Source organism: Aerolutibacter ruishenii (assembly GCF_007830115.1).
GTDB classification, from domain to species: Bacteria; Pseudomonadota; Gammaproteobacteria; order Xanthomonadales; family Xanthomonadaceae; genus Aerolutibacter; species Aerolutibacter ruishenii.
The window spans coordinates 210,413-236,799 of record NZ_VLKP01000002.1; the positions used below are offsets into that span (position 1 = coordinate 210,413).

The 26,387-nt window shown below is 68.5% G+C and carries 20 protein-coding genes; 19 read left to right on the forward strand and 1 reads right to left on the reverse strand.

Annotated features, from left to right (window positions below):
* Nucleotides 1–71 precede the first annotated feature (71 nt).
* From IP93_RS03250 to IP93_RS03260, 3 genes are all read left to right on the forward strand, one after another.
* A complete protein-coding gene (locus IP93_RS03250) occupies nt 72–1,076 on the forward strand; it encodes an alpha/beta hydrolase (protein ID WP_144811935.1) in 1,005 nt (334 codons plus the stop codon).
* Nucleotides 1,077–1,447: 371 nt separating this feature from the next.
* Nucleotides 1,448–4,258: an HsdM family class I SAM-dependent methyltransferase gene (locus IP93_RS03255; RefSeq protein ID WP_144811937.1), complete on the forward strand. Its 2,811-nt coding sequence runs from the start codon at nt 1,448–1,450 to the stop codon at nt 4,256–4,258.
* Nucleotides 4,245–4,937 carry a hypothetical protein gene (locus IP93_RS03260; RefSeq protein ID WP_144811939.1) on the forward strand — a complete coding sequence of 231 codons (693 nt, stop codon included), beginning with the start codon at nt 4,245–4,247 and terminating at the stop codon, nt 4,935–4,937. The genes IP93_RS03255 and IP93_RS03260 overlap by 14 nt, the downstream gene beginning before the upstream one ends.
* 328 nt (nt 4,938–5,265) lie before the next feature.
* Here IP93_RS03260 and IP93_RS03265 read toward each other — a convergent pair whose 3' ends face one another.
* Entirely contained in the window at nt 5,266–8,991 is a 3,726-nt protein-coding gene (locus IP93_RS03265) for an indolepyruvate ferredoxin oxidoreductase family protein (protein ID WP_144811942.1), read from the reverse strand.
* Nucleotides 8,992–9,195: 204 nt separating this feature from the next.
* Between IP93_RS03265 and IP93_RS03275 the strand changes: the two genes are divergently transcribed.
* The 16 genes from IP93_RS03275 (at nt 9,196) to IP93_RS03350 (ending at nt 26,370) form a co-directional block, all read left to right on the forward strand.
* A complete protein-coding gene (locus IP93_RS03275; protein WP_144811947.1) occupies nt 9,196–9,825 on the forward strand; it encodes a tetratricopeptide repeat protein in 630 nt (209 codons plus the stop codon).
* Between the two features lie 95 nt (nt 9,826–9,920).
* Complete coding sequence (locus tag IP93_RS03280) at nt 9,921–10,811, forward strand: EAL domain-containing protein (protein WP_144811949.1); 891 nt, start codon at nt 9,921–9,923, stop codon at nt 10,809–10,811.
* Nucleotides 10,738–11,118, forward strand: a complete 381-nt coding sequence (locus IP93_RS15970) for an EAL domain-containing protein (RefSeq protein ID WP_158636259.1) — start codon at nt 10,738–10,740, stop codon at nt 11,116–11,118. Before IP93_RS03280 ends, IP93_RS15970 begins: the two co-directional genes overlap by 74 nt.
* A gap of 8 nt (nt 11,119–11,126) precedes the next feature.
* Complete coding sequence (locus tag IP93_RS03290) at nt 11,127–14,066, forward strand: ATP-binding protein (protein WP_144811955.1); 2,940 nt, start codon at nt 11,127–11,129, stop codon at nt 14,064–14,066.
* A gap of 82 nt (nt 14,067–14,148) precedes the next feature.
* Nucleotides 14,149–15,879 carry a gamma-glutamyltransferase gene (gene ggt / locus IP93_RS03295; RefSeq protein WP_144811958.1) on the forward strand — a complete coding sequence of 577 codons (1,731 nt, stop codon included), beginning with the start codon at nt 14,149–14,151 and terminating at the stop codon, nt 15,877–15,879.
* A complete protein-coding gene (locus tag IP93_RS03300) occupies nt 15,879–16,787 on the forward strand; it encodes an AEC family transporter (RefSeq protein ID WP_144811959.1) in 909 nt (302 codons plus the stop codon). Before ggt ends, IP93_RS03300 begins: the two co-directional genes overlap by 1 nt.
* A 164-nt stretch (nt 16,788–16,951) precedes the next feature.
* On the forward strand, nt 16,952–17,584 hold the full coding sequence (locus tag IP93_RS03305; RefSeq protein ID WP_144811962.1) for a ParA family protein: 633 nt from the start codon (nt 16,952–16,954) through the stop codon (nt 17,582–17,584).
* 22 nt (nt 17,585–17,606) lie between these two features.
* Nucleotides 17,607–18,083, forward strand: a complete 477-nt coding sequence (locus IP93_RS03310; RefSeq protein WP_144811964.1) for a SixA phosphatase family protein — start codon at nt 17,607–17,609, stop codon at nt 18,081–18,083.
* Nucleotides 18,084–18,154: 71 nt separating this feature from the next.
* Nucleotides 18,155–18,643 carry a YceI family protein gene (locus tag IP93_RS03315; protein WP_242006716.1) on the forward strand — a complete coding sequence of 163 codons (489 nt, stop codon included), beginning with the start codon at nt 18,155–18,157 and terminating at the stop codon, nt 18,641–18,643.
* On the forward strand, nt 18,640–20,628 hold the full coding sequence (locus IP93_RS03320) for a phospholipase D family protein (RefSeq protein ID WP_144811969.1): 1,989 nt from the start codon (nt 18,640–18,642) through the stop codon (nt 20,626–20,628). The genes IP93_RS03315 and IP93_RS03320 overlap by 4 nt, the downstream gene beginning before the upstream one ends.
* Nucleotides 20,629–20,909: 281 nt before the next feature.
* Complete coding sequence (locus IP93_RS03325) at nt 20,910–21,170, forward strand: hypothetical protein (protein WP_144811971.1); 261 nt, start codon at nt 20,910–20,912, stop codon at nt 21,168–21,170.
* Between the two features lie 44 nt (nt 21,171–21,214).
* On the forward strand, nt 21,215–21,661 hold the full coding sequence (locus IP93_RS03330) for a hotdog fold thioesterase (protein ID WP_144811973.1): 447 nt from the start codon (nt 21,215–21,217) through the stop codon (nt 21,659–21,661).
* A gap of 81 nt (nt 21,662–21,742) precedes the next feature.
* On the forward strand, nt 21,743–22,546 hold the full coding sequence (locus IP93_RS03335) for a lysophospholipid acyltransferase family protein (RefSeq protein WP_144811976.1): 804 nt from the start codon (nt 21,743–21,745) through the stop codon (nt 22,544–22,546).
* 3 nt (nt 22,547–22,549) lie between these two features.
* Nucleotides 22,550–23,536: a YheT family hydrolase gene (locus IP93_RS03340; protein WP_144811978.1), complete on the forward strand. Its 987-nt coding sequence runs from the start codon at nt 22,550–22,552 to the stop codon at nt 23,534–23,536.
* Nucleotides 23,537–23,593: 57 nt separating this feature from the next.
* Nucleotides 23,594–25,666: a tetratricopeptide repeat protein gene (locus IP93_RS03345; protein ID WP_158636260.1), complete on the forward strand. Its 2,073-nt coding sequence runs from the start codon at nt 23,594–23,596 to the stop codon at nt 25,664–25,666.
* A 77-nt stretch (nt 25,667–25,743) separates the two neighbouring features.
* Nucleotides 25,744–26,370 (forward strand): YbhB/YbcL family Raf kinase inhibitor-like protein, encoded by a 627-nt coding sequence (locus IP93_RS03350; protein WP_144811982.1) that lies wholly within the window; start codon nt 25,744–25,746, stop codon nt 26,368–26,370.
* The last annotated feature ends 17 nt before the right edge of the window (nt 26,371–26,387 follow it).

Below are 26,387 nucleotides of genomic sequence, written 5' to 3' on the forward strand. Positions count from 1 at the left end.
CGATGGCCTTCGGTGCCGCTGCCTGGATCACAATGGCCGCCACGCCCATCCGCCATCCAAGGAGGCCCACGATGCGCCGCTGGCTTCGCTCACTGCTTCCGGTCCTGTGCTGCGCACCGTTGCTCGCGCTGGCCGCCGAGCCTGCCTTCGGCCCCAACCTGGAAGGCTTCGATTACCCCTATCCGGTTGGCAGCTTCGCGTTCGTCTCGCAGGGCAAGCCCGTGAAGATGGATTACATGGACGTCAGGCCCGCCGCCCGGGCCAATGGCCGCACGGTGGTGCTGCTGCACGGCAAGAACTTCTGCGGCGCGACCTGGGAGGGCAGCATCAAGGCGCTGACCAAGGCCGGTTACCGCGTCGTGGCACCGGACCAGATCGGCTTCTGCCGCTCGACCAAGCCCGACGGTTACCAGTACAGCTTCCACCAACTCGCGCACAACACCGCCGCGCTGCTCGACCACCTGGGCGTGGACAAGCACGTGGTGCTGGGCCATTCGATGGGCGGCATGCTGGCCACGCGCTACGCACTGCTGTACCCGCAGCGGGTCGAGAAGCTGGTGCTGGTGAACCCGATCGGGCTGGAGGACTGGCTGGCCAAGGGCGTGCCCTACACCCCCGCGGATGCCTGGTACCAGGGCCAGCTCAAGACCACCCGCGACGGGATCAAACAGTACCAGCTCACCACGTACTACAACGGCGAATGGCGGCCGGAGTTCGACCGCTGGGTGGACATGTCAGCGGGCATGTTCAACGGGCCGGGGAAGGAAACCGTCGCTTGGCACGCGGCCCTGACCTTCGACATGATCATGACGCAGCCGGTGTACCACGAGTTCCCGCGCCTGCAGGTGCCGACGGTGCTGATCATAGGCGAGCACGACAACACCGCCATCGGCAAACACCTGCTGCCGAAGGCGCAGCAGTCGACGGTGGGCGACTACCGCGCGATGGCGCGCGACGTGGCGGCGAAGATTCCGGGTGCGGTGCTGCACCTGTACCCGGATCTTGCGCATTCGCCGCAGATACAGGACCCGGGGCGGTTTCATGCGGATTTGTTGAGGTTGCTGGGAGAGCGGTGAGTGCAGATGTGTACTGACCCAGTACCGTCGATGGCGATGAGGTGGAATATCGCTGGCTGACGTAGTCAACGTGCCCGAATGATGTCCATGGCAACTGCCGACCCGAAGCGGACATCGGCAACGACTGGGTCACTCGCAGGAAATTGGCCCTGACATACTGAGTTCCAGAGGGGCGCTCGAACACATGTGGCACATACAAAGCTATAGTCTCAACCCGTGAGGCTGGAGGCGCTTAAATTCCACGCCAAATTCTATGCCATTGACACAGAAAGAAATTTGCCTCAGTGCCTTCCGCCCTTGCCAAAGCCCTTCAATCGTACGGCGCGCAGCCGGATCAGCTAGTCGAGCTCGCGGATAGCTCGCCTCGGGCGTTGCGCTACGCCGACCTAAAAAATGGGGATGAGGCCTGGTCGCCGCCAGTCGTAGCGGAGCATGAGCATGTCCCCCGGGTGTTCATCTTTGACGGTCGAAGCAAGTCCGGCGAAGTCTCCCAATCCATCGTTGACCAGTGGTGCCGGCGGATTCTGCTGCGTGGGGATCCCGCGTGGACTGCGATCCTCCGGCCCGGCCGGCTGGATGTGCTCTCGTTCGAGATCCATGGCACGGACGTAGCCACTTCAACAGAGTCGATCGCGCCGGATTCGGGCGGGCTTACGCGGTTCATCCACGACGTGCGCAGTGGCGCCGCCGACCTGCCGCGGCGTACGTACCTCAAGGATCTGCTCTCGGAGTCGATGCGGCAGGCCGTTGATCTGGGCGTATCGCCCATCGATGCCGTGTCGCTCGTCGGTTGGGGTCTGTTCTGGCGCTTTCTTGTGGACCGCGACTTGCTCGTGGGAAAAACGCCGGATGCCATCGCCGATGGCGCCAATTCATGGACAGATTGCCTCAACACAAAGGGTCGTGCCCTAAAGACGCTGAAATGGCTGGAGGGCACCTTCAATGGTGGCTTGCTGCCGTTCGAGACGTCGCCCAAGGACTACGCGCCAGAAGTGTTCTCGCAGGTGCTCGGGAACATTGCGGCCGGCGCTACGCCACAAGGCCAACTGCGCCTGCCTACCGATTGGGACGAAATCAACTTCTCCCATGTTCCGGTGGGCCTGCTCAGCGAAGTCTACGAGGCGTTCGCAACGGCGCTCGATGCTCCCAACGCAAAGAAGGCCAGCATCCACTACACGCCACAGCACATCGCCGAGTTCGTGGTCGGCGAAGCGCTCAGCGCCATCCGGGACGTTGATCGTCCCCGTGTACTAGATCCGGCAGTTGGGGCGGGTGTTTTCCTGATCTCCACGTTCCGTCATCTCGTACAGCGCGAATGGGAGAGAACAGGGACGCGGCCAAAGCGGCGGCAGATTCGGCGCATCCTCTCGAATCAGCTTTCGGCATTCGATGTGGACAAGCGTGCGTTGCGTCTGACGCAGCTCGGGCTCTACCTCACTGCCCTGGAACTCGATCCGAGTCCGACGCCTGTCGAAGACCTAAAGTTCGATGACCTCGAATCGGTGCTGCGGTTGCGCCATGAGATCGACGGGAGCCTTGCAGGTGTAGCGAAGGAAGATGCCGGCCAGTTCGATCTGGTCGTAGGTAATCCGCCATGGACCGGGCACGATAACACCGCAAAGCGACGCTGGGTTGCCAATACAGACAAGACGTTCCTAGAGCGGCTCGGTTCGGAATCGAATTCGTTCGATTTGCCAGACGCCAATCCCGACCTGGCGTTCTTGTGGCGCGCTGGCGAATGGGCGAAGCCCAAGGGGCAGATCGCGCTTGTTATTCATGCGCGCTGGTTGTTCGGGTTGTCGGAACGATTGCTTAAGGCGCGTAGCCGGATTTTCACTGCGTTCAACGTGACGGGTGTCTTGAATGGTGCCGCGCTTCGCCAGACAAGGGTGTGGCCAAACGTTACAGCTCCCTTTTGCCTTGTCTTTGCGCGGAATGAGGTTGCGCCAGGGGACGGCGCGTTCCAGTTTGTCAGCCCGTTCGTGGAAGCTGATGACACGAAGGAGCAAACGGTTCTCCGGGTTGATTGGGCCGATGCGCAGGCCGTTCCTCATGAGGAAGTTAGATCCACGCCGTGGATACTCAAGGCTCGCTTCCGAGGTGATCCTCTGGCGCGCCGCGCATTCGAGACGTTGCGTGCGGTCGGCGTTCCGCTCGGAAATTACCTGGACGGTCTAAAGCCGGGCCTGCGCTTCAGGAATGGCTATCAGGTTGGTGGCGAGGCCGGCACACAGCAATCCGCAAGGCAGATGCACGGAATGCCGGATCTGAAGAACACAGATGCCGATGAATTCCTCGTCACTACGTCGGAACTCCCCAAGTTCAAGAGAAAGACGCTTCTGTTCCCGCGTAACCAGGCGATCTATAAATCGCCTTTGCTGCTCGTGCGGCAGACGATTCCGGCAGACCCGCTCCGACCGCGTGCGCTCCGCGCCGAATCACCAGTCGCATTTCACGAGTCGTTCCATGGAATCTCGTTCTCTGGAGTTGCCCGCGGAGCGGACCATGCAAGATTGCTGCAAACATTTCTGCAATCGCAGATAAGTCCATTCGTGTCCTTGCTTATGGATGCGAGGTTCGGTGTCGAGCGCGATACGATCTACCAAGAAAGTCTCGATGCCATCCCAGTGGTCCCGCTTGACCGGCTTTCGGATGGCCAATTGGCTCAGATGCGGCAGATTTCAAAGGAGATGGAGGGCGGGCTCGGCGATGCGCAATTCGAGAGGCTGAACACATTCGTGTTCGACCTTTATGGGCTTGGAAATCTAGAGCGCCAGGCTATCGAGGACACGCTTCAAACGCGGGGGCCAACATCCGCGTCGGTCGGGCGGGCAGTGACTCCACCTGACAAAACAGAACGTGCGGTGTTCATCACGGCATTGAAGGATTCACTTGATGACGTGCTTCAGGCATCGGGTCTCCAAACGACGATAGAAGAAGTGTCGGTCGGTAATATCCCGTGGCGAGTACTTTCCATCGCCACTCGCTCCGCTCCGAGAATGTCTTTGCCAGTGGACGCGCTACTCAAGGAGGCCGACGAGTCCGGCACAAGTCTGGTGGTGGTTCCCGTGAGCAAGTCGCATGTTTTCGTAGGCCTGCCAGACCGCTATCGGTATTGGACACGAACACAAGCGGTGCTCCTCGCACACGATCTCCTCGGAGGGTCGCTTGGCGATGGCTAAACGACCCTCCCTTGCGGATCCGCCTGCACAACTTGCGGCAGAACCGGATCTTTCATCCGCCCATAAGCGAGCAATTGAAGGAGCGCTGCGATGGGCTTGGCAACAACTTGTTTCGGCAAATGACGTCGTATTGAATGACGGTTCCGAGGAGGCCATCACGGCGGCGCTCGAAACCCAACTCGGTCGAATGGAGCACGGGCGCCGTGTTGCACCTGGGCTCAAGGACTTCGACCACCCTGTTCGTGGCGCAAAGCAGTGCACGTCGGACGGGCGTATCGAGAAGCAACCCGATCTTACATTCAGGCCACCGACTTCCCGCTATCAACGGGTCACGAATACCGCCTGCTGGGGCTGTTTCGTCGAATGCAAGCTCATCGAAGATGGCCATGCCTCCCGCACGGTCGAGTCCTATAGCGACAAAGGCATTCGGCGATTCGCCATAGGTGAGTATGCGGCACGGATGCCATCCGCCATGATGATCGCGTTTGTACGCGGCAATAAGCAGCCGGCTGAGAGCCTTGAACCATTGCTCCCGCTGCATGGTGCAACAACCATCGCGCGTGGGAAGTCCGCGGACACCTGCTCCACACAACATCCTCGCATAGCGCTCTTTCCATCATGCGCTGACGTGAATCTCATACACCTTTGGTTGCTGGTTCCGACTAAGCTAGCAGCCTGAAAGCCACTGTCCTCGTACGCAACGAAAGCAGTGGCCGGGGGATGCTGAGGCGAAAGTACGGTCAGAGTCGAGTTTTTCTTTTTCTTGGTCCTACGACCGCTCTTGGCCGTAGGCGGACCTAACGCGGGAATCGACGAACAAAAAAAGCCCCATCAAAGACGGGGCTTCTGCCTTTCAACCTCACCACCTGTCATCAGGTGGGAGGGTGTGGGCGCTGTGTCGCGCAAGAGCCGGCCATGGATGGCCGGCGGCCCGACTCCGCGCAGGACTGCGCGGACGGAGGGTCGGCGCGACACAGCGCCCGCGCCCTCCCACCGTGCGACACCCCTTACGCCACCTTCACGATCCGCAGCGGGTTATCCCACTCCTTCAACAGCTCCGCCTCACGCAGCTTCGCTTTGTGCAGGTGATCTTCCTTGACGTGCCCGTAGCCCCGGATGTGCTCCGGAATCGAAGCAATCTCAGCCGCCAGATCCACGTTGCCCCGATCCAGCTTCGGCAACAACCCTTCCACCGTCTTGATGTAATCGGCAATCAACTGCCGCTCCATCTTCCGCTCCTCGGTGTAACCGAAGATGTCCAGCTTGGTGCCGCGCAGCTTGCGCAGCTTCGCCAGCCACTTGAACGCGGTCAGCACCCACGGCCCGTACTCGCCCTTGACCAGCTGCCCATCGGCATTGCGCTTGGCCAGCAGCGGCGGCGCCAGGTGGAACTTCAGCTTGAAGTCGCCGTCGAACTGCTGCTGCACCCGGCGCAGGAACTCGCCGCTGGTGTACAGGCGCGCCACTTCGTACTCGTCCTTGTACGCCATCAGCTTGAACGCATAGCGCGCCACCGCCTCGGTCAGGTCGGTGCTGCCCGGCGCCTTGCCCTGCTCGGCGTCGCGCACGCGGGTGACGAAACCGGCGTAGCCCTTGGCGTACTCCGCGTCCTGGTACTCGGTGAGGAACGCCACGCGACGCGCGATCAGCTCGTCCAGTGAGCGCGACAGGCGCTCGTCGTCGAGCGGCAGGAACGCGACGTTGTCGCCGCCGGTGTTGCTCGGCAGGTGGCGCAATTCGTCCTCGTTGCGTACCGACTTCAGCGGCGCGGCGTTGGCGCCCCACTCGTGGCCTTCCCACTCGGCGGCCCCGAGCATCGGCAGTGCGTGCGGGGTGGCTTCGGCGGCGGTCGGCGCGTTACGGATCAGCCCGGCGGCCTCGGCCACGGCGGCCGGGTCGATCACCGCCAGGCGGCCCCACGCGAACGCGGTCTTGTTCATTTCCACCGCGGCGCCGTTGAGCTCGATGGCGCGCATCAGCGAATCCATCGACAGCGGCACCAGGCCGCGCTGCCAGGCGTAGCCGAGGATGAACAGGTTGGTGGCGATCGCATCGCCCATCAGCGCGGTGGCCAGTTGGGTGGCGTCCACCGCGTGCAGGCCTTCGCCGCCCAGGGCGCTGCTGATCGCGGCCATGATGTCGGTGGCCGGGAACTGCATGTCCGGGCGGGTGGTGAAGGTGCCGGGCATCGCTTCGTAGGTGTTGAGCACCACCTGCGCGCGGCCGCTGCGGATCTTCGACAGCACCCAGTAGTCATTCACCACGACCATGTCGCAGCCCAGCACCAGGTCGGCCTCGCCGGCGGCGATGCGCACCGCGTGGATGTCGTCCGGGGTCTTGGCGATGCGGATGTGGGTGGTGACCGCGCCGCCCTTCTGCGCCAGGCCGGTCTGGTCGAGCACGGTGGCGCCGCGGCCTTCCAGGTGGCCGGCCATGCCCAGCAGCGCGCCGATGGTGACCACGCCGGTGCCGCCGACGCCGGTCAGCAGGATGTTCCACGGCTGCGACAGGTCGCTGGCCACCTGCGGCAGCGGCAGGTTGGCGAGGCGGTCCTTGGCGCCGGAGCCCCCGCTCTTATTAAGCGCGCCCTTGCGCAGGCCACCGCCTTCGACGGTGACGAAGCTGGGGCAGAAGCCGGTGGTGCAGCTGTAGTCCTTGTTGCAGTTGGACTGGTCGATCTCGCGCTTGCGGCCGAACTCGGTTTCCTTGGGCAGCACCGACACGCAGAACGACTTCTTGCCGCAGTCGCCGCAGCCTTCGCACACCAGCGAGTTGACCACCACGCGCTTCTGCGGGTCGACCATCTTGCCGCGCTTGCGGCGGCGGCGCTTCTCGGTGGCGCAGGTCTGGTCGTAGATCAGCACCGAGGTGCCCTTCACTTCGCGCAGGCGCTTCTGGATGGTGTCCAGTTCGCTGCGGTCATGGAACTCCATGTCGGCCGGGAACAGCTCGCGCTTGCTCCACTTCTTGATGTCGTCGGACAGCAGGATGATGGTGTGCACGCCTTCGCTGCGCACCTGGTGGGCGATCTGCGGCACGCTCAGGGTGCCGTCCACCGGCTGGCCGCCGGTCATCGCCACCGCGTCGTTGTAGAGGATCTTGTAGGTGATGTTGACGCCGGCCGCGATCGACTGGCGGATCGCCAGCGAACCGCTGTGGAAGTAGGTGCCGTCGCCCAGGTTCTGGAACACGTGCGGGGTGTCGGTGAACGCCGCCTGGCCCGCCCACGTGACGCCTTCGCCGCCCATGTGGGTGAAGGTGTCGGTGTTGCGGTCCATCCACGTGACCATGTAGTGGCAGCCGATGCCGCCCAGCGCGCGCGACCCCTCCGGCACCTTGGTGCTGGTGTTGTGCGGGCAGCCGGAGCAGTAGTGCGGCACGCGCGGGAACTGCGCGCGCGGCAGGGCCAGCTCGGACTCCTTCTCGTCCATCCAGCGCAGCACCTGCGCGATGCGCTCGGCGTTGCTGCCTTCCACCAGGCCCAGCTTCTGCATGCGGCGGCCGATGACGCCGGCGATGGTCGCCGGGGTCAGCTCGCCGGTGCTGGGCAGGATCCACTCGCCGGCCTCGTCGTACTTGCCGACGATGCTCGGGCGCTGGCCCGGCCAGTTGAACATGTACTCCTTCATCTGCCGCTCGATGAAGGCGCGCTTCTCCTCCACCACGACGATGTCCTGCAGGCCTTCGGCAAACGCGCGCAGGCCCACCGGCTCCAGCGGCCAGGTCATGCCGACCTTGTACACGCGGATGCCGAGGTCGGCGCAGGCCCGCTCGTCCAGGCCGAGGTATTCCAGCGCCTGCAGCACGTCCAGGTAGGACTTGCCAGTGGTGACGATGCCCAGGCGCGCGCGCGGCGAGTCGATCACCACCTTGTCCAGGCGGTTGGCGCGCGCGAAGCTCTGCGCGGCCTTGACCGCGTAGCGGTGCAGGCGCATCTCCTGGTTCATCGGCGGGTCCGGCCAGCGGATGTTGAGTCCGCCTTCCGGCATCTCGAAGTCGTCCGGGGTGATGATCTGCAGCGCCATCGGGTCGGCTTCGACCGAGGCGGAGGACTCGACGGTTTCGGCGATGGTCTTGAAGCCGACCCAGCGGCCGGTGAAGCGGCTCATTTCCCAGCCGATCAGGCCCATCTCGAGGATGTCCTGCACGCCGGCCGGGTTGAGGATCGGCATCATCGCGCTGACGAATTCGTCCTCGCTGCCGTGCGGCAGGGTGGAGGAGCGGCAGGCGTGGTCGTCGGCGGCCAGCGCCAGCACGCCGCCGTAACGGCCGGTGCCGGCGGCGTTGGCGTGCTTGAACACGTCGCCGCAGCGGTCCACGCCGGGGCCCTTGCCGTACCACATGCCGTACACGCCATCGACCTTGGCGCCGGGGAACAGGTTGGTCTGCTGGGTGCCCCAGACCATGGTGGCGCCCAGGTCCTCGTTCAGGCCCGGGGTGAACTTCACGCCGGCCTTCTCCAGGTACTTCTTGGCGCGCCACAGCTCCAGGTCGAAGCCGCCCAGCGGGCTGCCGCGGTAGCCGGAGATGAAGCCGCCGGTGTTGAGGCCGTTGGCCTCGTCGCGCAGGCGCTGCATCAGCGGCAGGCGCACCAGGGCCTGCACGCCGCTCAGGTAGATGCGGCCCTTTTCGCGGCTGTACTTGTGCTCGAGGGTGTAGTCGAGGTCGAGGACGTCGTGGGTCAACAACGACTTCGCGGATTCGGGCGAGCTGAGTTCGGCGGTGCTGGTCATGCGTGGCTCCGGGCGCGGCGTGGGGGCCGGCGGCGTGGCGGCGGGGCGGGTGGCGGGGGAAAAGGGGGGCGTTGTCGCGGGGGCAACGGACCGGGGTGCAAAACCGGGCAATTGTACCAGCGACCAAAGTCGTAGCCCGGTCGGGACGTCCCGTGCGCGACCCGCAGCGGGTAGGATTCAAAGGGCCATACAGGGGGAAATGCCATGCAAGTTCGAGGTTTGCTGCTGGCCGTGGGGCTGTTGCTGGCCACTGGAGCGCAAGCGCAGACGCTGCCCAAGCCCGCGGAGTTCTATTTCGAGAACGATGCGCTGGCCATGAAGCCCATCGTGGCGGTGCGCGAAACCGGCGAAGCCGCCACCGAGAAACTGCTGCGCGCCATCCAGCGCAATCCGCGCGGCGTGGCCGAGCGTGCGCAGCTGGCCCACATCGCCATGGAGGCGGGCCGCGTCGAGCTGGGCCGCCAGCTTTACGACGACGCGCTGCTGCGGGTCACCACCAGCGACGCGCTGTACCGGCCGCTGCTGTGGAATTACGGCTGGGACCTGTACCGCTCCGGCGACGACCAGGCCGCGCTCCGGCAGTGGCTGCAACTGGTCGCGGCCCGCAACTCCACCGCCCACTGGATCCCCATGACGCTGGCGATGGTGCTGTGGTCGCTGGACCGCCGCGACGAGGCGGTCCAGTGGTACGCCGCCGCGGTGCGCAGCGAGCCCACCCAGTGGGCCACGACGGCACGCCATGCCGAGCTGCTGCCCGGCTGGACGGCGTCCGAGCGCGCCACGCTGGCCGAGGTCCAGGCCGCCTGGGCGGCCAATCCGCCGACCTGGCCGTAGCCCTGCCGGGCCCGGCAGCGCCTTTGCCCGGGTCCCTCGCGTTGTAACGGTGGGCACGCTACAGTCGGACCGGCCCACCCAGCACCGAGGAACGGATGTCCCTGTCGGCCCTGAGCATCATGGTGGTCGAAGACCACGGTTTCCAGCGCCGCATGGCGCTGCGACTTCTCGCCGAACTGGGGATCAGCCAGGTATCGCAGGCCGCTGACGGCATCGGCGCGCTGCTGCAGCTGGACGAACTGGAGCACGTGCCCGACGTGGTGCTGGTCGACCTGGACATGCCGGGCATGGACGGCATCGAGTTCATCGGCCACCTTGCGCAGCGCCGCCTGGCGCGGGCGGTGGTCGTGGTCAGCGCGCTGGATGCGGCGCTGCTCAACACCGTGCAGACCATGGCCCGCGCCTATGGCCTGCGCGTGCTGGGCAGCGTGGAAAAGCCGCTGACCCTGGACAAGCTGGCCACGGCGCTGGAGGACTACGTCCACGGCCCGCACGACGATGCCGACGACGAGCCGGTGGAGATCAGCGCCAGCAGCATCCGCGAGGCGCTGGCCGCCGGCGAGATCGAGCCGTGGTACCAGCCGCAGGTGGAGTTTGCCAATGGCCGCGTGGTCGGCGTGGAAGCACTGGCGCGGTGGGTGCGCCCGGACGGCCACGTGGTGGGCCCCGTGCATTTCGTGCCGCTGCTGGAACGCGAGGGGCTGCTGGAGGCGCTCACCGACCACATGCTGACCCGGGCGTGCCGTGACAAGCGCCGCTGGGACCAGCAAGGCCTGGACCTGACCCTGTCGGTGAACGTGTCGCCGACCTCGCTGACGCTCAACAGCGCCGCGGACCGCTACCAGCGCCTGGTGGAAGCCGAGGGCGTGGACCCGGCCGCCATCATCCTCGATGATCACCGAGAGTTCGGTCATGGCCGACGCAGCGCGCGGGTTGGGGGTGATGGCGCGCCTGCGGCTGAAGGGCTTCGGGCTGTCGATCGATGACTTCGGCACCGGCTGGTCGTCGCTGGCGCAGTTGTCGCAGGTGCCCTTCACCGAGCTCAAGATCGACCAGGGCTTCGTCACCGGGGCGCACAGCCAGCCGCGCAAGCGCGCGGTGGTCGAGGCCAGCCTGGACCTGGCGCGCAAGCTCGACCTCAAGGTGGTGGCCGAAGGCGTGGAGAGCGTGGACGACTGGCAGATGCTGGCCGAACTGGGCTGCGGCATCGCGCAGGGCGCACTGGTCTCGCTGCCGGTGCCGGCGGCGAACCTGCCGGACGTGGTGGCGCACTGGCGGCGGCCCGGTTACTGACGCGCGCGATGGCCGGGTTCTTTGCCAGGCTGAGTTTGCGCCACCAGCTCTGGGCATTGTTCGCCCTGTTCCTGTCCACCGGCGTGGCGGTGCTGGTCATCGACGAAGTGGCGCAGTACCGCGCGCGCCAGTCGCTGTTGCTGCTCAAGGACGACACGCTGCGACGGATGGCGATCCTCAAGCGCGTGTCCGACGCCTATGGACTGGACGTGGTCGACACCACCTTCCGCGTGCGCAACAACCTGATCCCGTGGCGCCAGGGCGTGGCCACGCTGGATGCCGCGCGCACGCGCATCGACAGCGAGTGGGCGCGCCTGGCGGCGCTGCCGCACGATCCGCACGAACAGGTGCTGTTGGACCAGATCGCGCGCGCGCGGGTGCGCGCGGATGCGACGACGATGGAGTTGCGGGCGATCCTGCTGCGCCGTGACATCCGTGCACTGGGCCGCTTCGCCGACAGCGAGTTGTACCCGGCCATCGATCCCGTCACCCGCCGCATCAATACCTTGTCCGACCTGGCGCAGGCGCGCGCGGAGACGCTGGTCGCGGACCAGGTGCGCCGCAACCGCACGGTCAGCGCGCTGCGCATCGGCCTGTCGGTGCTGGCCCTGCTGGCCGCTGCGTTGATCGGAAGGGTGGTGCTGCGCAACGCCTATCGCGGCGTGGAAAGCCTGACGTGGATGGCACGGCGCATGCGCGCACACGACTTCGACGCGCAGCCGCGTTTCCAGCCGCGCGGCGAGCTGGCCACGGTGATGGAGGCGTTCGTGGACATGCGCCAGAACGTGGTGGAGTTCGAGCAGCGGCTCACCGAGAACCTGCTGCAGGCCGAGCGCACCAAGGGCGAACTGGCTCGCCGTGAGCGCTTCCTCCGTTCGGTGCTGGAAGCCGCCCAGGCGGCGATCCTGGCGGTGGACCGCGACGGGCGCTGGAACGTGTTCAATCCCTTCGCCGAGCAGATGCTGGGCTGGCGTGCACAGGACATCCTCGGCAAGGTGGTGCGCTACGGCGCCGCGCCGCGCCCGGACGACAGCCCGCTGCTGGTGCCGCCGCAGGACATCGAACGCACCGTGCAGCGCCTATCGAAGCGGCTGGGCCGGCCGGTGCCGACCGACTGGCGCGCGCTGGAGGCGCTGGCGGCACTGCGCCGCCCCCCCGGCGAGGCGGCGCTGCGCCACCGTGATGGCCACCTGGTGCCGGTGCTGATCGCGCTGTCGCCGGTCGAGGACGAGCACGGCCGCGCCGCGGGGGTGATCGCGGTGGCCATCGACCTGACCCGGTTCAAGCAGCTGGAACGGCAGCTGCGCGAGAGCGAGGCGCGGGCGCAGCAGGCCAACGAGGCCAAGTCGTCGTTCCTGGCGGCGATGAGCCACGAGATCCGCACGCCGATGATCGGGGTGACCGGCATGATCGAGGTGCTGGCGCATTCGCGCATGGATGCCGACCAGCGCCGCGCGCTCAACGTGATCCAGGAATCCTCGCAGTCCCTGATGCGGATCATCGGCGACATCCTCGACTTCTCCAAGATCGAGGCGGGCCGGCTGGCGCTGCAGGCGGAGCCGACCAACCTGTCGGCGCTGGTGCGCAGTACGGTGGCCAACTACCTGGGATCGGCTTCCAGCAAGGGGCTGGCGCTGGAGTGCCAGGTCGATCCGCGGGTGGCGCCGGCCTACCGTACCGACCCGCTGCGCGTGCGGCAGATCCTCTCCAACTTCCTGTCCAACGCGATCAAGTTCACCGACGCGGGCCGGGTGGACGTGGCGCTGGAATGGCTCGGCACCGACGTGCCGGAAGCGGGCGATGGCCTGGGGACCGACCAGTTGTGCGTGCGCGTGACCGACACCGGCATCGGCGTGAGCACCGCCCAGCAGCAGCACCTGTTCGAGCCGTTCAGCCAGGCCGAAGGGGACACCACCCGCCGCTTTGGCGGCACGGGCCTGGGGCTGGCGATCTGCCGGCGGCTGGCCGAGTTGATGGGCGGTACGGTCAGCATGCTCAGCGCTCCCGGCGAAGGCACCACCCTGCGCCTGCAGGTGAGCCTGCCGCGCGCGCGGGTGGAGGACGTACCAGCGGAGCCCGTGGTCCGCGCCGAACGCGAGGGCTTCACCCCGCGGCCGCTGCCGACCGTGGAACAGGCGCGCGCCGACGGCACGCTGGTGCTGCTGGTGGACGACCATCCCATCAACCGCATGGTCATCGCGCGCCAACTGGCCCTGGCCGGTTTTGCCAGCGAGGCCGCCGAGGATGGCCGCCATGGGTTGGAGCGTTGGCGCGACGGGGGCTACGGCCTGGTGCTGTCGGACGTGCACATGCCGGGACTGGATGGCTACGACTTCGCCCGCGCGATCCGCGAGGAAGAAGCCCGCAGTGGCCGCACGCGCACCCCGATCGTGGCCCTGACCGCGTCCGCGCTGAAAGGCGAGGCCGAGCGCTGCCTGGCGGCGGGCATGGACGACTACCTGGCCAAGCCGGTAAGCGTGCCGACGCTGGCGGCGTGCCTGCGGCGCTGGCTGTCCGGCGTGTTGCCGGAGGTCGTGGCCGACGATGCGGCCGGTGCGCCACCCGCGGAAACCGTGCATGCCACGGACCATCTGGTGCAGCTGGACCACCCGCCCGCGCTGGACGCGAGCGTGCTGGCCGAACTCACCGGCGACGACCCGATCGAAGCGCGCAACGTGCTGAACGACTACCTCACCAGCGTCGACCACGACCTGGGGGCCCTGCGAAGCGCGCGTGACGCAGGCGACCTGGGCGCGGTGACGCGCGAGGCCCACAAGCTCAAGGGCGCCGCCCGCCTGGTCGGCGCGCGCGAGTTGGCGGCGGCGGCGGGCCGACTGGAAGACGCGGCCCGCGACGGCGCGTGGGCCGAGGCAAGGGTGCTGGCGGTCGATGTGGAAACCGCGGTACAGCGCCTGCAGTTGACCGTACGCGAACGCTGGCTGGACTGAGGACTGGCTCGCCCATTGTCGCAATGTCGCCGGCCGGGTGGCGCGCTAGCATGGGCGGATCGCCATCACCCCGGATTCCGGCATGCGCCCATTGTTCGCCGCGCTCCTGCTCGCCCTGCCGCTGGCCAGTCCGGCGGCGGACCGGATCACCGGCAAGCCGTTCGCCACCCGCAGCGAGGTGTACGCGCCGCACGCCATGGCCGCGACCTCGCATCCGCTGGCCACCCAGGTGGCGCTGGACGTGATGCAGGCTGGCGGCAGCGCGGTGGACGCGGCGATCGCCGCCAACGCCACGCTGGGCCTGATGGAACCGACCGGCAACGGCATCGGCGGCGACCTGTTCGCCATCGTGTGGGACCCGAAGACCAGGCGGCTGCATGGCTACAACGGCTCCGGCCGTTCGCCGACGGCACTGACCCTGGCCGAATTCCAGCGCCGCGGGCTCACCCAGGTGCCCGCGCACGGGCCGTTGCCGGTGACGGTGCCCGGGACCGTGGACGCGTGGTTCGCGCTGCACCAGCGCTTCGGCCGGCGCGCCATGGCCGACAACCTCGCGCCCGCGATCCGCTACGCGCGCAACGGCCACCCGGTGCACGAGGTGATCGCGTACTACTGGGGCCGGTCGGTGCCGACGCTGTCGAAGTGGCCGGGTTACAGCGAGCAGTTCACCGTCCCGTGCGCGGCGGGTGAAAGCGGTTGCGTGGCCGGCCGCCGCGCCCCGCGTACCGGTGAGACATGGAAGAACCCGTACCTGGCCGCGACATTGGAACGGATCGCCCGCGGCGGTCGCGATGCGTTCTACAAGGGCGAGATCGCGCGCGGCATCGATGCGTACTTCAAGGCCAACGGCGGTTTCCTCGCCTACGCTGACCTCGCCGCGCACCGCGGCGAGTGGGTCGATCCGGTCAGTACCAGCTACCGCGGCTTTGACGTGTGGGAACTGCCGCCCAACGGGCAGGGCATCGCCGCGCTGCAGATCCTCAACCTGCTGGAACCGTATGACCTGAAGGCTTACGGCTTCGGGAGCCCCGAGCACGTGCACCTGTTCACCGAAGCCAAGAAGCTGGCCTTCGCCGATCGCGCCGCGTCCTATGCCGATCCGGAGTACTACAAGACGCCGGTCGCGAAGCTGGTCTCGAAGGAGTACGCGCGCGAACGCGGCAAGCTGATCAACATGGACCGCGCGATGAAGGCCGCCGAACCCGGCGTGATCCCGCAGCTCAACGAGGGCGACACCATTTACCTCACCACCGCCGACGTCGACGGGATGATGGTCTCGCTGATCCAGTCCAACTACCGCGGCATGGGCAGCGGCATGGCGCCGCCTGGGCTGGGCTTCATCTTCCAGGACCGCGGCGAGCAGTTCGTGCTGAAGGAAGGCCACCCCAACTCGTTCGCACCGGGCAAGCGTCCGTTCCACACCATCATTCCCGCATTCGTGACGAAGGGCGGCAAGCCGTGGCTGAGCTACGGCGTGATGGGCGGCGCGATGCAGCCCCAGGGCCACGTGCAGATCCTGCTCAACCTGATCGACTTCGGCATGAACCTGCAGGAGGCCGGCGATGCGCCCCGCATCCAGCACGATGGCTCGACCGAACCGGCGGGCCAGGCGACCGCGATGGCCGACGGCGGCGAACTCGACCTCGAGTCCGGCTTCCCCTACGAGACCGTGCGCGCGCTGATGCGCAAGGGCCACAGCGTGCGCTTCGCCGACGGTCCGTATGGCGGCTACCAGGCGATCATGGTCAATCCGCACGGCGGCTACATCGGCGCCAGCGAATCGCGCAAGGATGGCCAGGCGGCCGGGTACTGATGGCCTTCGATGCGTTCGCCCTGGTGCTGGCGATGCTGGCGCTGGGCTACCTGTTCCAGCGCACGAAGGTGCTGCCGCCGGATGCGGCGCAGACGCTGAACCTGGTGGTGCTGTACGTCTGCCTGCCGGCCGCGGTGCTGCGCTACGCGCCGCGCCTGCAACTGGAGCCGGCGCTGCTGGGCGTGGTGGCGGTGCCCTGGCTGCTGCTCGGCGCCACCGTGCTGCTGGTCGGCGCGCTGTCGCGCTGGCTGAAGTTCCGCGACGACGAGCGCGCGGTGCTGTTGCTGGCCGTGGCGCTGGGCAACACCAGCTTCCTCGGCTACCCGCTGACCCGCGCGCTGATCGGCGAGCACGCGCTGCCGTACGCGGTGATCTACGACCAGTTCGGCGCGTTCATCATCCTGTCCACCTTCGGCTTGTGGGTGCTGGCGCGCTATGGCGGCGAGCACACGCCCACGGCCGGCGAGATCGCACGGCGCATCGTGCGTTTTCCGCCGTTGTGGGCCTTGGTACTGGGCTTCACCGTGATGCCGGCCGAGCCACCGGCGTGGATCGCCAGCGGCCTGCAGCGGCTGTCCGATGCGCTGCTGCCGCTGGCGATGCTGACCATCGGCCTCTCGGTGCGGCTGGCGCTGCCCCGCGACGAACTCAAGCCGTTGGCCACCGGGCTGCTGTTGAAGCTGCTGGTGATGCCGGCGCTGGCCTGGGCGCTGGTGCCGATCCTGGGCCTGCATGGCGACATGGCCCGGACCACCGTGCTGGAGGCGGCGATGCCGCCGATGGTCACCGCCGGTGCCTTGGCCATCGCGCACAACCTGGCGCCGCGGTTGGCGGCCGCGCTGGTCGGCTACGGCCTGCTGCTGTCGTTGTTGACGCTGCCGGCGTGGGTGCGGGTACCCGTCGGCTAGGGTCGACGGCAACCGAAGGGACAGGGGAGGCAGCAACAGTACCGCCAGTTGCTGTCCGGCCGCGGATGACCGGTGGCTGAGGCCGCCTCGCCCCGGTGGCCGCCCGCGCCGCTCCCGGTGTACGCTGCGGTTCCCGTCTGATGGAAACGCCAAAGGTGGGCCCGATGAGAACCGTGCTGGTCGCCAGCTCCAAGGGGGGCGTAGGCAAGACCACGATCGCCACCCATCTTGCCGCGCAGGCGGCGCTCGAGGGCCTGCGCACCGCGCTGGTCGACGCCGATCCGCAACGCTCCTCCACCCGCTGGGCGGAGAAGCGCGCCGCGCTGCAGGCCGCGGTGCTGCCGCTGGACGGCACCCGGCGCAAGGCCTGGCGCAAGCAGATGCCCGACGACACCCAGCAGCTGGTGGTCGATGCGCCCGCCGGCGCCATGGCCGACGAACTGGAAGCCTTCCTCGAGCAGGTCGATGCGGTGGTCGTGCCGGTGCAGCCGTCCAGCTTGGACATCGAGGCCACGGTGCCGTTCCTGGATTCGCTGGCCCGGCACCCGCGGGTGCGCAAGGGCACGCTCAGGGTGGGGCTGGTGGGCAACAAGCTCAAGCCGTGGACCAATGCCTCGCAGGAGGCGATGGACCTGCTGCGCGCCTGGCCGTATCCGGTGGTGGCGCAACTGCGCGACAGCCAGGCCTACGTGGTCACGACCGGGATGGGCAAGAGCCTGTTCGACTACCACTCCGCCCACGTGCGCGACCACCAGTCCGACTGGCAGTCGTTGCTGAAATGGCTGCGAAAGTCCTGATCCCTGCCGGAAGCCCGATCGAATGCGCGAACTGATCCTGCTGCGCCACGCCCACGCCGACGCGGCCTCCGCGGGCCAGGCCGACCTGGACCGCCCATTGTCCGCCGAAGGCTTGGCCGAGGCCGAAGCCGCCGGCCGCTGGCTGGCCGCCAACCACCTCATCCCCGATTGCGTGCTGTGTTCGCCCGCGCGGCGTACGCGCGAGACGCTGGAAGCGGTGCTGGGTGCCATCGGCTACATCGACCAGCGCATCGAGCCTGCGATCTACGAAGCCACGCCGGGCACGCTGATCGGCCTGGCCGATGCCAACGTGGAGGTCGGCCGGCTGATGCTGGTGGGCCACAACCCGGGCCTGGAACGCCTGGCGGCGCTGCTGCACAGCGGCCAGTCCGGCGACTACCGCGGCATGCCGCCGGCGGGCATCGCGGTGCTTACCGTCCCCGTGGAAACCGCGCTGGAGCCGGGCATCGCCCAGCTGTCCGCCTTCTGGTGGCCGTGATCCGGCGAGCGCGATGCTGGCTGGCTGCCATCGCCCTCGGGGTTTGCATCGGCCCGGGCTGGGCCCAGCCGGTGGACGCGGAACGCTCCAGTGTTGGTTTCGAGTTGCGGACGCGCTGGGGGCAGCGCATCCACGGCACCTTCGGCCGTCCCCTGGGTCACGTCACCGAGCTGGGCGACAGCCGCCACCAGGTGCGGCTGAGCCTGTCGGTCGCGTCGATCGAAGTGGCCGACTCCCCGTACTACACGCAGATGGCGCGCGGGCCGGAATTCTTCGATGCCGCGCGCTTCCCTCATGTCGATTTCCTGTCCGAGCCGTATCGCCCGTCGCTGGCGCATGACGGCGGCAAGCTGCGCGGCAAGCTGACCCTGCGTGGCGTGACCCGTGCCGAGTTCTTCACACTGCAACCCGCGGAGTGCGCGCGGCCGGGGTGGGATTGCGACGTTGTCGCCACCGGCATCATCAATCGCGCCAACTACGGCCTGAGTGGCTACCGGCTGGCGCTGGCCGACCGGGTACGCTTCACCATGCGGATCAGGCTGAAGAACGAGGACGAATGACGGGTTTGCGATCCATCGTGGTCGCCATGCTGCTGCCATGGCTGGCAGCGTGTGCGACGTTGTCGTCGGCGCAGCGCGAACAGGCGGCCAGCGTGGCCGCGCAGGCGCGCACCACCACCGTGGACTGCGTCGCGGCCGATGCGTGCGCGCAGCCTTCACCACTGCGGCGACTGGCGGGCGAAGCATTCGCGACCTCCACCGCGGAGGCGCCGCGCCATTACGCCCTGATCCTGGACAACGGCCCCGACGCGCTGCTGGCGCGGATCAACCTGATCCGCAGCGCCACCACCGCCATCGACCTGCAGACCTACATCTTCAACGAGGATGACGCCGGCCGGCTGGTGATCGACGAGCTGCTGGTCGCCGCCCGCCGCGGCGTGCGCGTGCGGCTGTTGCTGGACCAGCTGTCGGCGCTGGAAAAGGTCGAGACCCTGGCCGCGCTGGCCGGCATCCACGCCAATTTCCAGGTGCGGGTGTACAACCCGGTGCTCGGCCGCGCGCGAATCACCTATCCGCAGTACGCGCTGGCCGCGGCCTGCTGCTGGCGGCGGCTCAACCAGCGCATGCACACCAAGCTGCTGCTGGTGGACGGCGCGGTGGGCATCACCGGCGGGCGCAACTACCAGGACGACTATTACGACTGGGACGCCAGCTACAACTTCCGCGATCGCGACGTGCTGGTGGCGGGCCCCGTCGCGCGCGAGATGGACGCTGACTTCGTGCGCTTCTGGGACGATGCGCGCAGCGTTCCCGCCGAGCGCCTGAGCGACGTGGGCCGCGAGCTGCTGGCACGCGGCGTGCCGACCCTGCCGCCCGCGCGGTTCCGGCGCCCCGAGCGCGCCGAGCGGATGCGCGCCGACGCCGCGGACAGCGCGTTGGTGGCGCAGCGCCTGGCCGCGCCGGCGTTGCCGGTGGGCGTGGTGGGCTACATCTCCGACACGCCGGCCAAGCACGAAGGCGATGGCTCCGGGCACGCCCGCGCCTCGCGTTCGATGCGTCGTCTGATCGAGTCGGCACGGGACGAAGTGCTGCTGCAGACGCCGTACCTGGTGTTGTCCGAGCCGGCGCAGGACATGTTCCGCGAATTGCGTGCGCGCGCCGATCCGCCGCGCATCGTGGTCTCGACCAACAGCCTGGCCGCGACCGATGCGTTCATCGCCTACGCGTTGTCGTACAAGTACAAGCGCCGCTATTTGCGCGAATTCGGATTCAACATCTACGAGTTCAAGCCGTTCCCGGCGGATGCGCCGATCGACGTGGCCGCCACCGGCGCCGAGTTGTCGCCCGTGGAAACGGACAATGGCGGCGAGCCGGGCACCACGCGGGCAGCGCCGGTAACCGCAGGTCCCGACGCGGCCGTGGCGCAGGCGCCGCCGATGCAGCGCGCGCGCCGCGATTTCAGCAGCGTGCGACGGCCGACGATCGCCTACCGCGCGCCCCTGTCGCGCGAACACACCGCGTTGCGCTTTGGTTCGCGCGGGGCCAACGAACCGGTGCCGCTGAAACGCGCCGGCGTACGCATCGGGCTGCACGCCAAGTCGCTGGTGATCGATGGCCGGATCGGCGTGATCGGCACGCACAACTTCGATCCGCGTGGCGACGACTACAACACCGAAAGCGCGGTGGTGATCGAGGATGCCGCGTTCGCGCAGGCGCTGGCGGCCAGCATCCGTCGCGACATCGCGCCGGCCAACGCGTGGGTGATCGCGCGCCGCGACCGTCCGCCGGTGTTGTCGGGACTGAACTATTCGCTGGGCAAGGCGTTCGAGGCGATGCCGGTGTTCGATCTGTGGCCGGTGCGCTACGCCACCAGCTACGAGTTCGTGCCCGGGCCCGAATGCCCGACGCCATTGCCGCCGGACGCGCCGGGGTTCCGCGCGTGCTACCGCCCGGTGGGCGACTTCCCCGAGGTCGACCTGGGGTTGAAGAGCCTGACCACGCGCATCTTCACCGCGTTCGGCGCGGGCCTGGCGCCGATCCTGTAGAGCGACGGCGCCGGGTAGCGCCCCCGCACGGAATCCGGGCATCTACCGGCGCAGCCCGGCGCCATTGGCACCGCCGTTCCGGGGCCGTGCCGGCGGCCGGCCCTGTCATCAGTCATGGCAACCAATCGCCCCTTGGGGCGATCCAAGTCCTTGATTCCGCAGTGTGCGATCCCCGTCTGCCACCAGGTCTTTGGTGGGGTGACTTCTGGCCCATGGCGGAATCGAATTGGTGTTGTACTTTACCAACACACCAGATCACACCCCACCCGAAGGACCCCGCCATGAACGCCATGACCATCGCCCACCTCCGCGCCGAAGAACGCCGCAACGCCGAACGCCGCCTGGTTGAACGCCGCATGTCGGCCAACCGCCGCCAGGCCGACCGCCAGGACGCCGCCCCCGCGCCGCTGGCCACCGTCACCCCGATCCGCCACCAGCACCGCGAGCGCGACTTCGGCGTCGGCTACGGCAACAGCAGCGGTTACGCAGCCCGCGGGCGCTACACCACCAACTGGAACCAGCCGCACTTCCGCGTTGCCTGAACCAGGGCTCGCCTGAGGGGAATGGGGTCCGTTATCGTGGGAGCATGGACCGCTCCCACGACCACCCGCCCTCGCCGTTCCGCCGTCCGCCGGACCTGGATGCGCTCAACGCGCTGTCCCGCGGCAACAGCATCGAAACCCTGGGCATCGTCTTCACCGACATTGGCCCCGACCACATCACCGCCACCATGCCGGTGGACGCCCGCACCCGCCAGCCTTACGGGCTGCTGCACGGCGGGGCCTCCGTGCTCCTGGCCGAGACGCTGGGCAGCAGCGCCGGCAACCTGTGCGTACCCGACGACCGCATCTGCGTCGGCATCGAGATCAACGCCAACCACCTGCGTGGCGTGCGCGACGGCGTGGTCACCGGCACCGCACGCCCGCTGCACGTGGGCCGCAGCACCCAGGTCTGGGAGATCCGCATCGAGGATGAAGCCGGCCGCCTGGTCTGCATCTCGCGCCTGACCCTGGCGGTCGTGCCGCGCGGTTGAAGCCGCGGCCCCAGACCCGCCCCCGCCACGGCGTGACACCGTGTCTGGTCGCGCCGCCGCCGCTTCGGTATCGTTTCCGCGATGAATGCGCCGTCTTCCCCCGCCGGCGTGCCGGCGCCCTCCGCGTCGCTGGCGCGCGCGTTCCGCTATGCCTACCGCGTGCCGCTGCTGTTGTGGCACCTGCTGGTCGACCTGCCGTTGACCTTGCTGGCCATGATGCCGGGCGTGGGTGCCTTGGAATTGCGCGGCGAACGCCTGGACCACCTGGCCGTGCGCTGGTGGTCGGCCGGGCTGATGCGCGTGTTCGGCTTCCGCCTGCGCCGGGTCGGCGAACCGTTGCGCGGCGGGGTGATGTTCGTCGCCAACCATGTCAGCTGGATCGACATCATCACCATGCATAGCCAGCGCATGATGGGCTTCGTCGCCAAGCGCGAGATCGAGCGCTGGCCGGTGGTCGGCTGGCTGGCCTCGCGCGGGCAGACCATCTTCCATCACCGCGGCAACGCCGAGTCGCTGGGCGGCGTGCTGCACGAAATGCTGGCGCGGCTGCGCGACGGCCACGCGGTGGGTGTGTTCCCCGAAGGCGGCACCCGGGGCGGCGGCGAGATCGGGCCGTTCCACGCGCGCATCTTCCTGGCCGCGGTCGAGGCCGGGGCGCCGGTGCAGCCGGTGGCGCTGCGCTACGGTGAGGGCGGCAGCGCGCAGCGCACGGTGGCGTTCGCCCCGCGCGAGCATTTCCTCGGCAATTTCCTGCGTCTGCTGGGCGAGCCGCCCCGCGTCGCCGAGGTGCACTTCCTCGAGCCGATCGTCGCCAGCGAAGCCGAAGGTCGCCGGCGCATCGCCGAAACCGCGCGCCAGCGCATCGTCGAGGCGATGACGGGCTGAACCATGCTCTCGGCCGCCGACTACCGTCCTGTGTGGTGGGCCCGCAGCGGGCACGTGCAGTCGCTGCTGGGCTCCAACCGCTGGCGGCAGTCGCTGGGCGAACAGCGACTGCAGGCGACCGGCGCGCAGACCCGCGAACACCTGCTCGACGCCGGTGACGGCGTGCGCCTGCTGGGCCTGCACAGCGTGGTCCCTGGGCGGACCCCGCGCGGCCTGGCGCTGCTGCTGCACGGCTGGGAAGGCAGTGCCGAGTCCAGCTACATGCGCCATACCGCCGCGCACCTGCTGGAGGCGGGCTTCGAGGTGTTCCGCCTCAACTTCCGCGACCACGGCGACACCCACCACCTCAACGAGGGCATCTTCCACTCCAACCGCATCGACGAGGTGGTGCGCGCGGCGGCGGAGCTGGCCCGGCATTTCCCGGCCCGGCCGATGGTCGCCGCGGGCTATTCGCTGGGCGGCAACTTCGCCCTGCGCCTGGCGATGCGCGCCCATGCGGCGGGGGTGCCGCTGCAGCGCGTGGCGGTGGTGTGCCCGGTCCTGGACCCCGCGCGCACCATGTCGGTGATCGAGCACGGGCTGCCGGTGTACCGCTGGTACTTCCAGCGCAAATGGACCGCGTCGCTGGCGCGCAAGCGCGAACTGTTCCCGCACCTGCACGACTTCGACGACCGCGTGCTGCGGATGGACATCCGCGCGCTCACTGGCTGGCTGGTGGAGCGGCAGACCGAGTTCGGCAGCCTGGAGCGCTACTTCGACGGCTACTCCATTGCCGGCGACCGGTTGGCGGACCTGCCCGTGCCCGCACGGATCCTGATGGCCGCCGATGACCCGGTGATCCCGGTGGACGATTTCCACCACCTGCAGCTGCCAGGCAGCGCCCGCCTGGAAATCTCCCGCTGGGGCGGGCACTGCGGCTTCGTCGAGGACGGGCATCTGGATGGATTCGCCGAGCGCTGGATCGCCGCGCAGCTGTTGGCCGGGGACTGACCGGCAGACCCTGCGGCTGCGGCTACAATGCGGGTTTGCCCCGTCTCCAGGCTGTTCATGTACGAAACCATCCTCCAGGCCCTGCGCAGCGGTGATGCCGCCGCCGGCGTCGCCGCCGCGCGCGACGCGGTCGCCGCCAACCCGCAGGACGCCACTGCCCACCGCCTGCTGGCCACCGCATTGCGCACGGCCGGCGAGCGTGACGCCGCCCTGGCCGCCATCGGGCGGGCGATCGAACTGTCCCCGGACGATGCCGGGCTGCACCTGGCGCATGCCGGCCTGCTGCTGGAGGAGCGCCAGCTGGGCGAGGCCGAGGCCGCGCTGGCACGCACGATCGGACTGGACCCCAACCAGTTCCCCGCGTACATCGTGCAGGGGCAGCTGGCGATCGCCCGCGGCGACCTGGACGAAGCCGAGCGGGTGGCCCGCGTGGCCGCGCGCATCGCGCCCGAACACCCGCACGTGGCCACGATCGTGGGCACGGTGGCATTGCGCCGCGGCGATGCCGACGGCGCGCTGGCGACCCTGGCGCGCGCGGCCGAGCGCGCGCCAGGCGACGAGCAGGTGCGACATGCGCTGGGCCTGGCCTACATGGCCAAGGGCCACCTGGCCTTCGCCGAGCAGGCGTTCCGCTCGCTGCTGGAGCTGCGCCCCGACTCGCGCCCGTTGCGCTTGCTGGTCGCCGACCTGGCCAACCAGCAGGGCCGCAAGGCCGAGGCCGCCGATATGCTGGCACCGCTGCTGGACGCGGGCGCCACGCCGGCGCTGCTGCGCACCTTGGGCATGCTGGAATACGACGGCGGGCGCGTGGAGCGCGCGCGCGAGCTGCTGCGCCAGGCCTTCGACGCGGCACCCACCGATCGCGCAACCCTGGCACCGCTGGTCGAGGTGTGGCGGCGCGAGGACCTGGCCGACGAAGCGCGCACCGCGCTCGATGCCGCGCTCGGCGCGCACCCGGCCGAGACCGCGCTGTGGCACGCGCGCCTGGTGTTCGAACCGTTTGCCGGCGACGAGGCGCGCGCGGTGGTCGAACGCTGGCAACAGGCCATGCCCGACACCCTGCCGCCGCTGATGGCGCAGTGGGCAATCGAGGATGCGTCCGGGGCCCTTGAAAAGGCCGATGCCATCGCCCTGCGCATCACCGAACTGGAGCCCGGCCACACCGCCGCGGAGATGCGGGTGATCGATGCGCTGCTGCGCACCGATCCGGATGCGGCGATCGCGCGCGTTGACATGCTGATCACCCGCGCCAGTGATGCAGGGGTCAAGCGCGCGTTGCGCCAGCTGCTGGGCCGCGCCTACGACGCGGCAGGCCAGCATGAAGCGGCCGTGGCGACGTGGGCTGAAGTCCACGCCGAAGTGGCCGATCAACGCCTGCCGTACCCGCCGCTGAGCACGGCGCGCAGTGACTGGCCGGAGCTGGCACCGCTGCCGGACGACGCCAAGGGCGTGCTGCTGCTGTGGGGCGCGCCGGGCAGCCTGGTGGAGCGGATCGCCGCCACCTTCGAAACCAGTGGCGCGCCGTTGCGGGCCGACCGCCTGGGCGCAAATCCGCCCAACGATTTCCTGCAGCGTTATCCGACGATCGAACAACTGTCGGCGGGCGATGCGGAAACCCGCGCCGAAGCGCTGGTGGACGAGTGGCGTTCGTTGCTGCCCACGCGTGGCATCGAGGATGGCAACGTGTTCGACTGGTTGCTGTGGTGGGATAACGCCCTGCTGGCCGCACTGCGCCCGCACCTGCCCGAGGCGGTGCTGATGGTCGCACTGCGCGACCCGCGCGACATGCTGCTGGACTGGCTGGCGTTCGGCGCCCCGGTGCCGTTCCAGCTGGAGTCGCCGGACGCCGGTGCGCGCTGGCTGGCCCAGGTGCTGGCGCAGGTGGCCTACCTGCACGAGCAGGACCTGTTCCCCCACCGCCTGGTCAGGCTGGACGACATCGCCCAGGACCCCAAGGGCATCGCCCAGGCCCTGGCCAACGCGCTCGAAACCCAGGTGCGTATCCCGCCGCAGGGCGTGCTGCAACCCGAGCGCTTTGCCGCCGGGCACTGGCGCGCCTACAGCGGGGCGTTGGCGGAAGCATTCACGCTGCTGACACCGGTGGCCAAGCGCCTGGGGTACCCCGAGTGAACCCATCGCGGGCACGGGCGGCCTCGTGCCGCGTGCGCCCGCGTCCCTGACCTGCCAAACGCGTTCCGGAGGCGACCATGCAGATCCGCAGCAACAGCTTCGAACACCGCCAGCGCCTGTCGCCGGAATTCGCCGCAGGCCAGCCCACCGCCGACGGCTTCGGCTTCGCGCCCAACCGCAACCCGCACCTGGCGTGGGACGAGGTGCCGGCCGGCACGCGTTCGTTCGTGCTGCTGTGCATCGATCCGGATGTGCCGACGGTGGCGGAAATGGTCGGCCGCAGCGATGTGCACATCCCGGTGGAACAGCCGCGCTGCGACTTCGTGCACTGGGTGATGGCCGACATCCCCGCCGACGTGCGCGAAATCGCGGCCGGTGCCTGCAGTGATGGCGTGGCGCCGCACGGCAAGGCCGAACCGGCGGGCCCCATCGGCAGCCGCCAGGGACTGAACGACTACACCGGCTGGTTCGCCGGCGACGAGGCGATGGCGGGCGACTGGCGCGGCTACGACGGCCCGTTCCCGCCGCCCAACGACCTGCGCCTGCACCGTTACTTCTTCCGGGTATTCGCGCTGGACGTGGCCGGCCTGCGGTTGCCCGAACGCTTCGCCGCGGCCGACGTGCAGGCGGCGATGCACGGCCACGTGCTGGCCGAAGCGGCGATCTACGCCACGTATTCGCTCAATCCCGGGGTCAAGGGCTGAGCGCCCCTGGTCGGGGC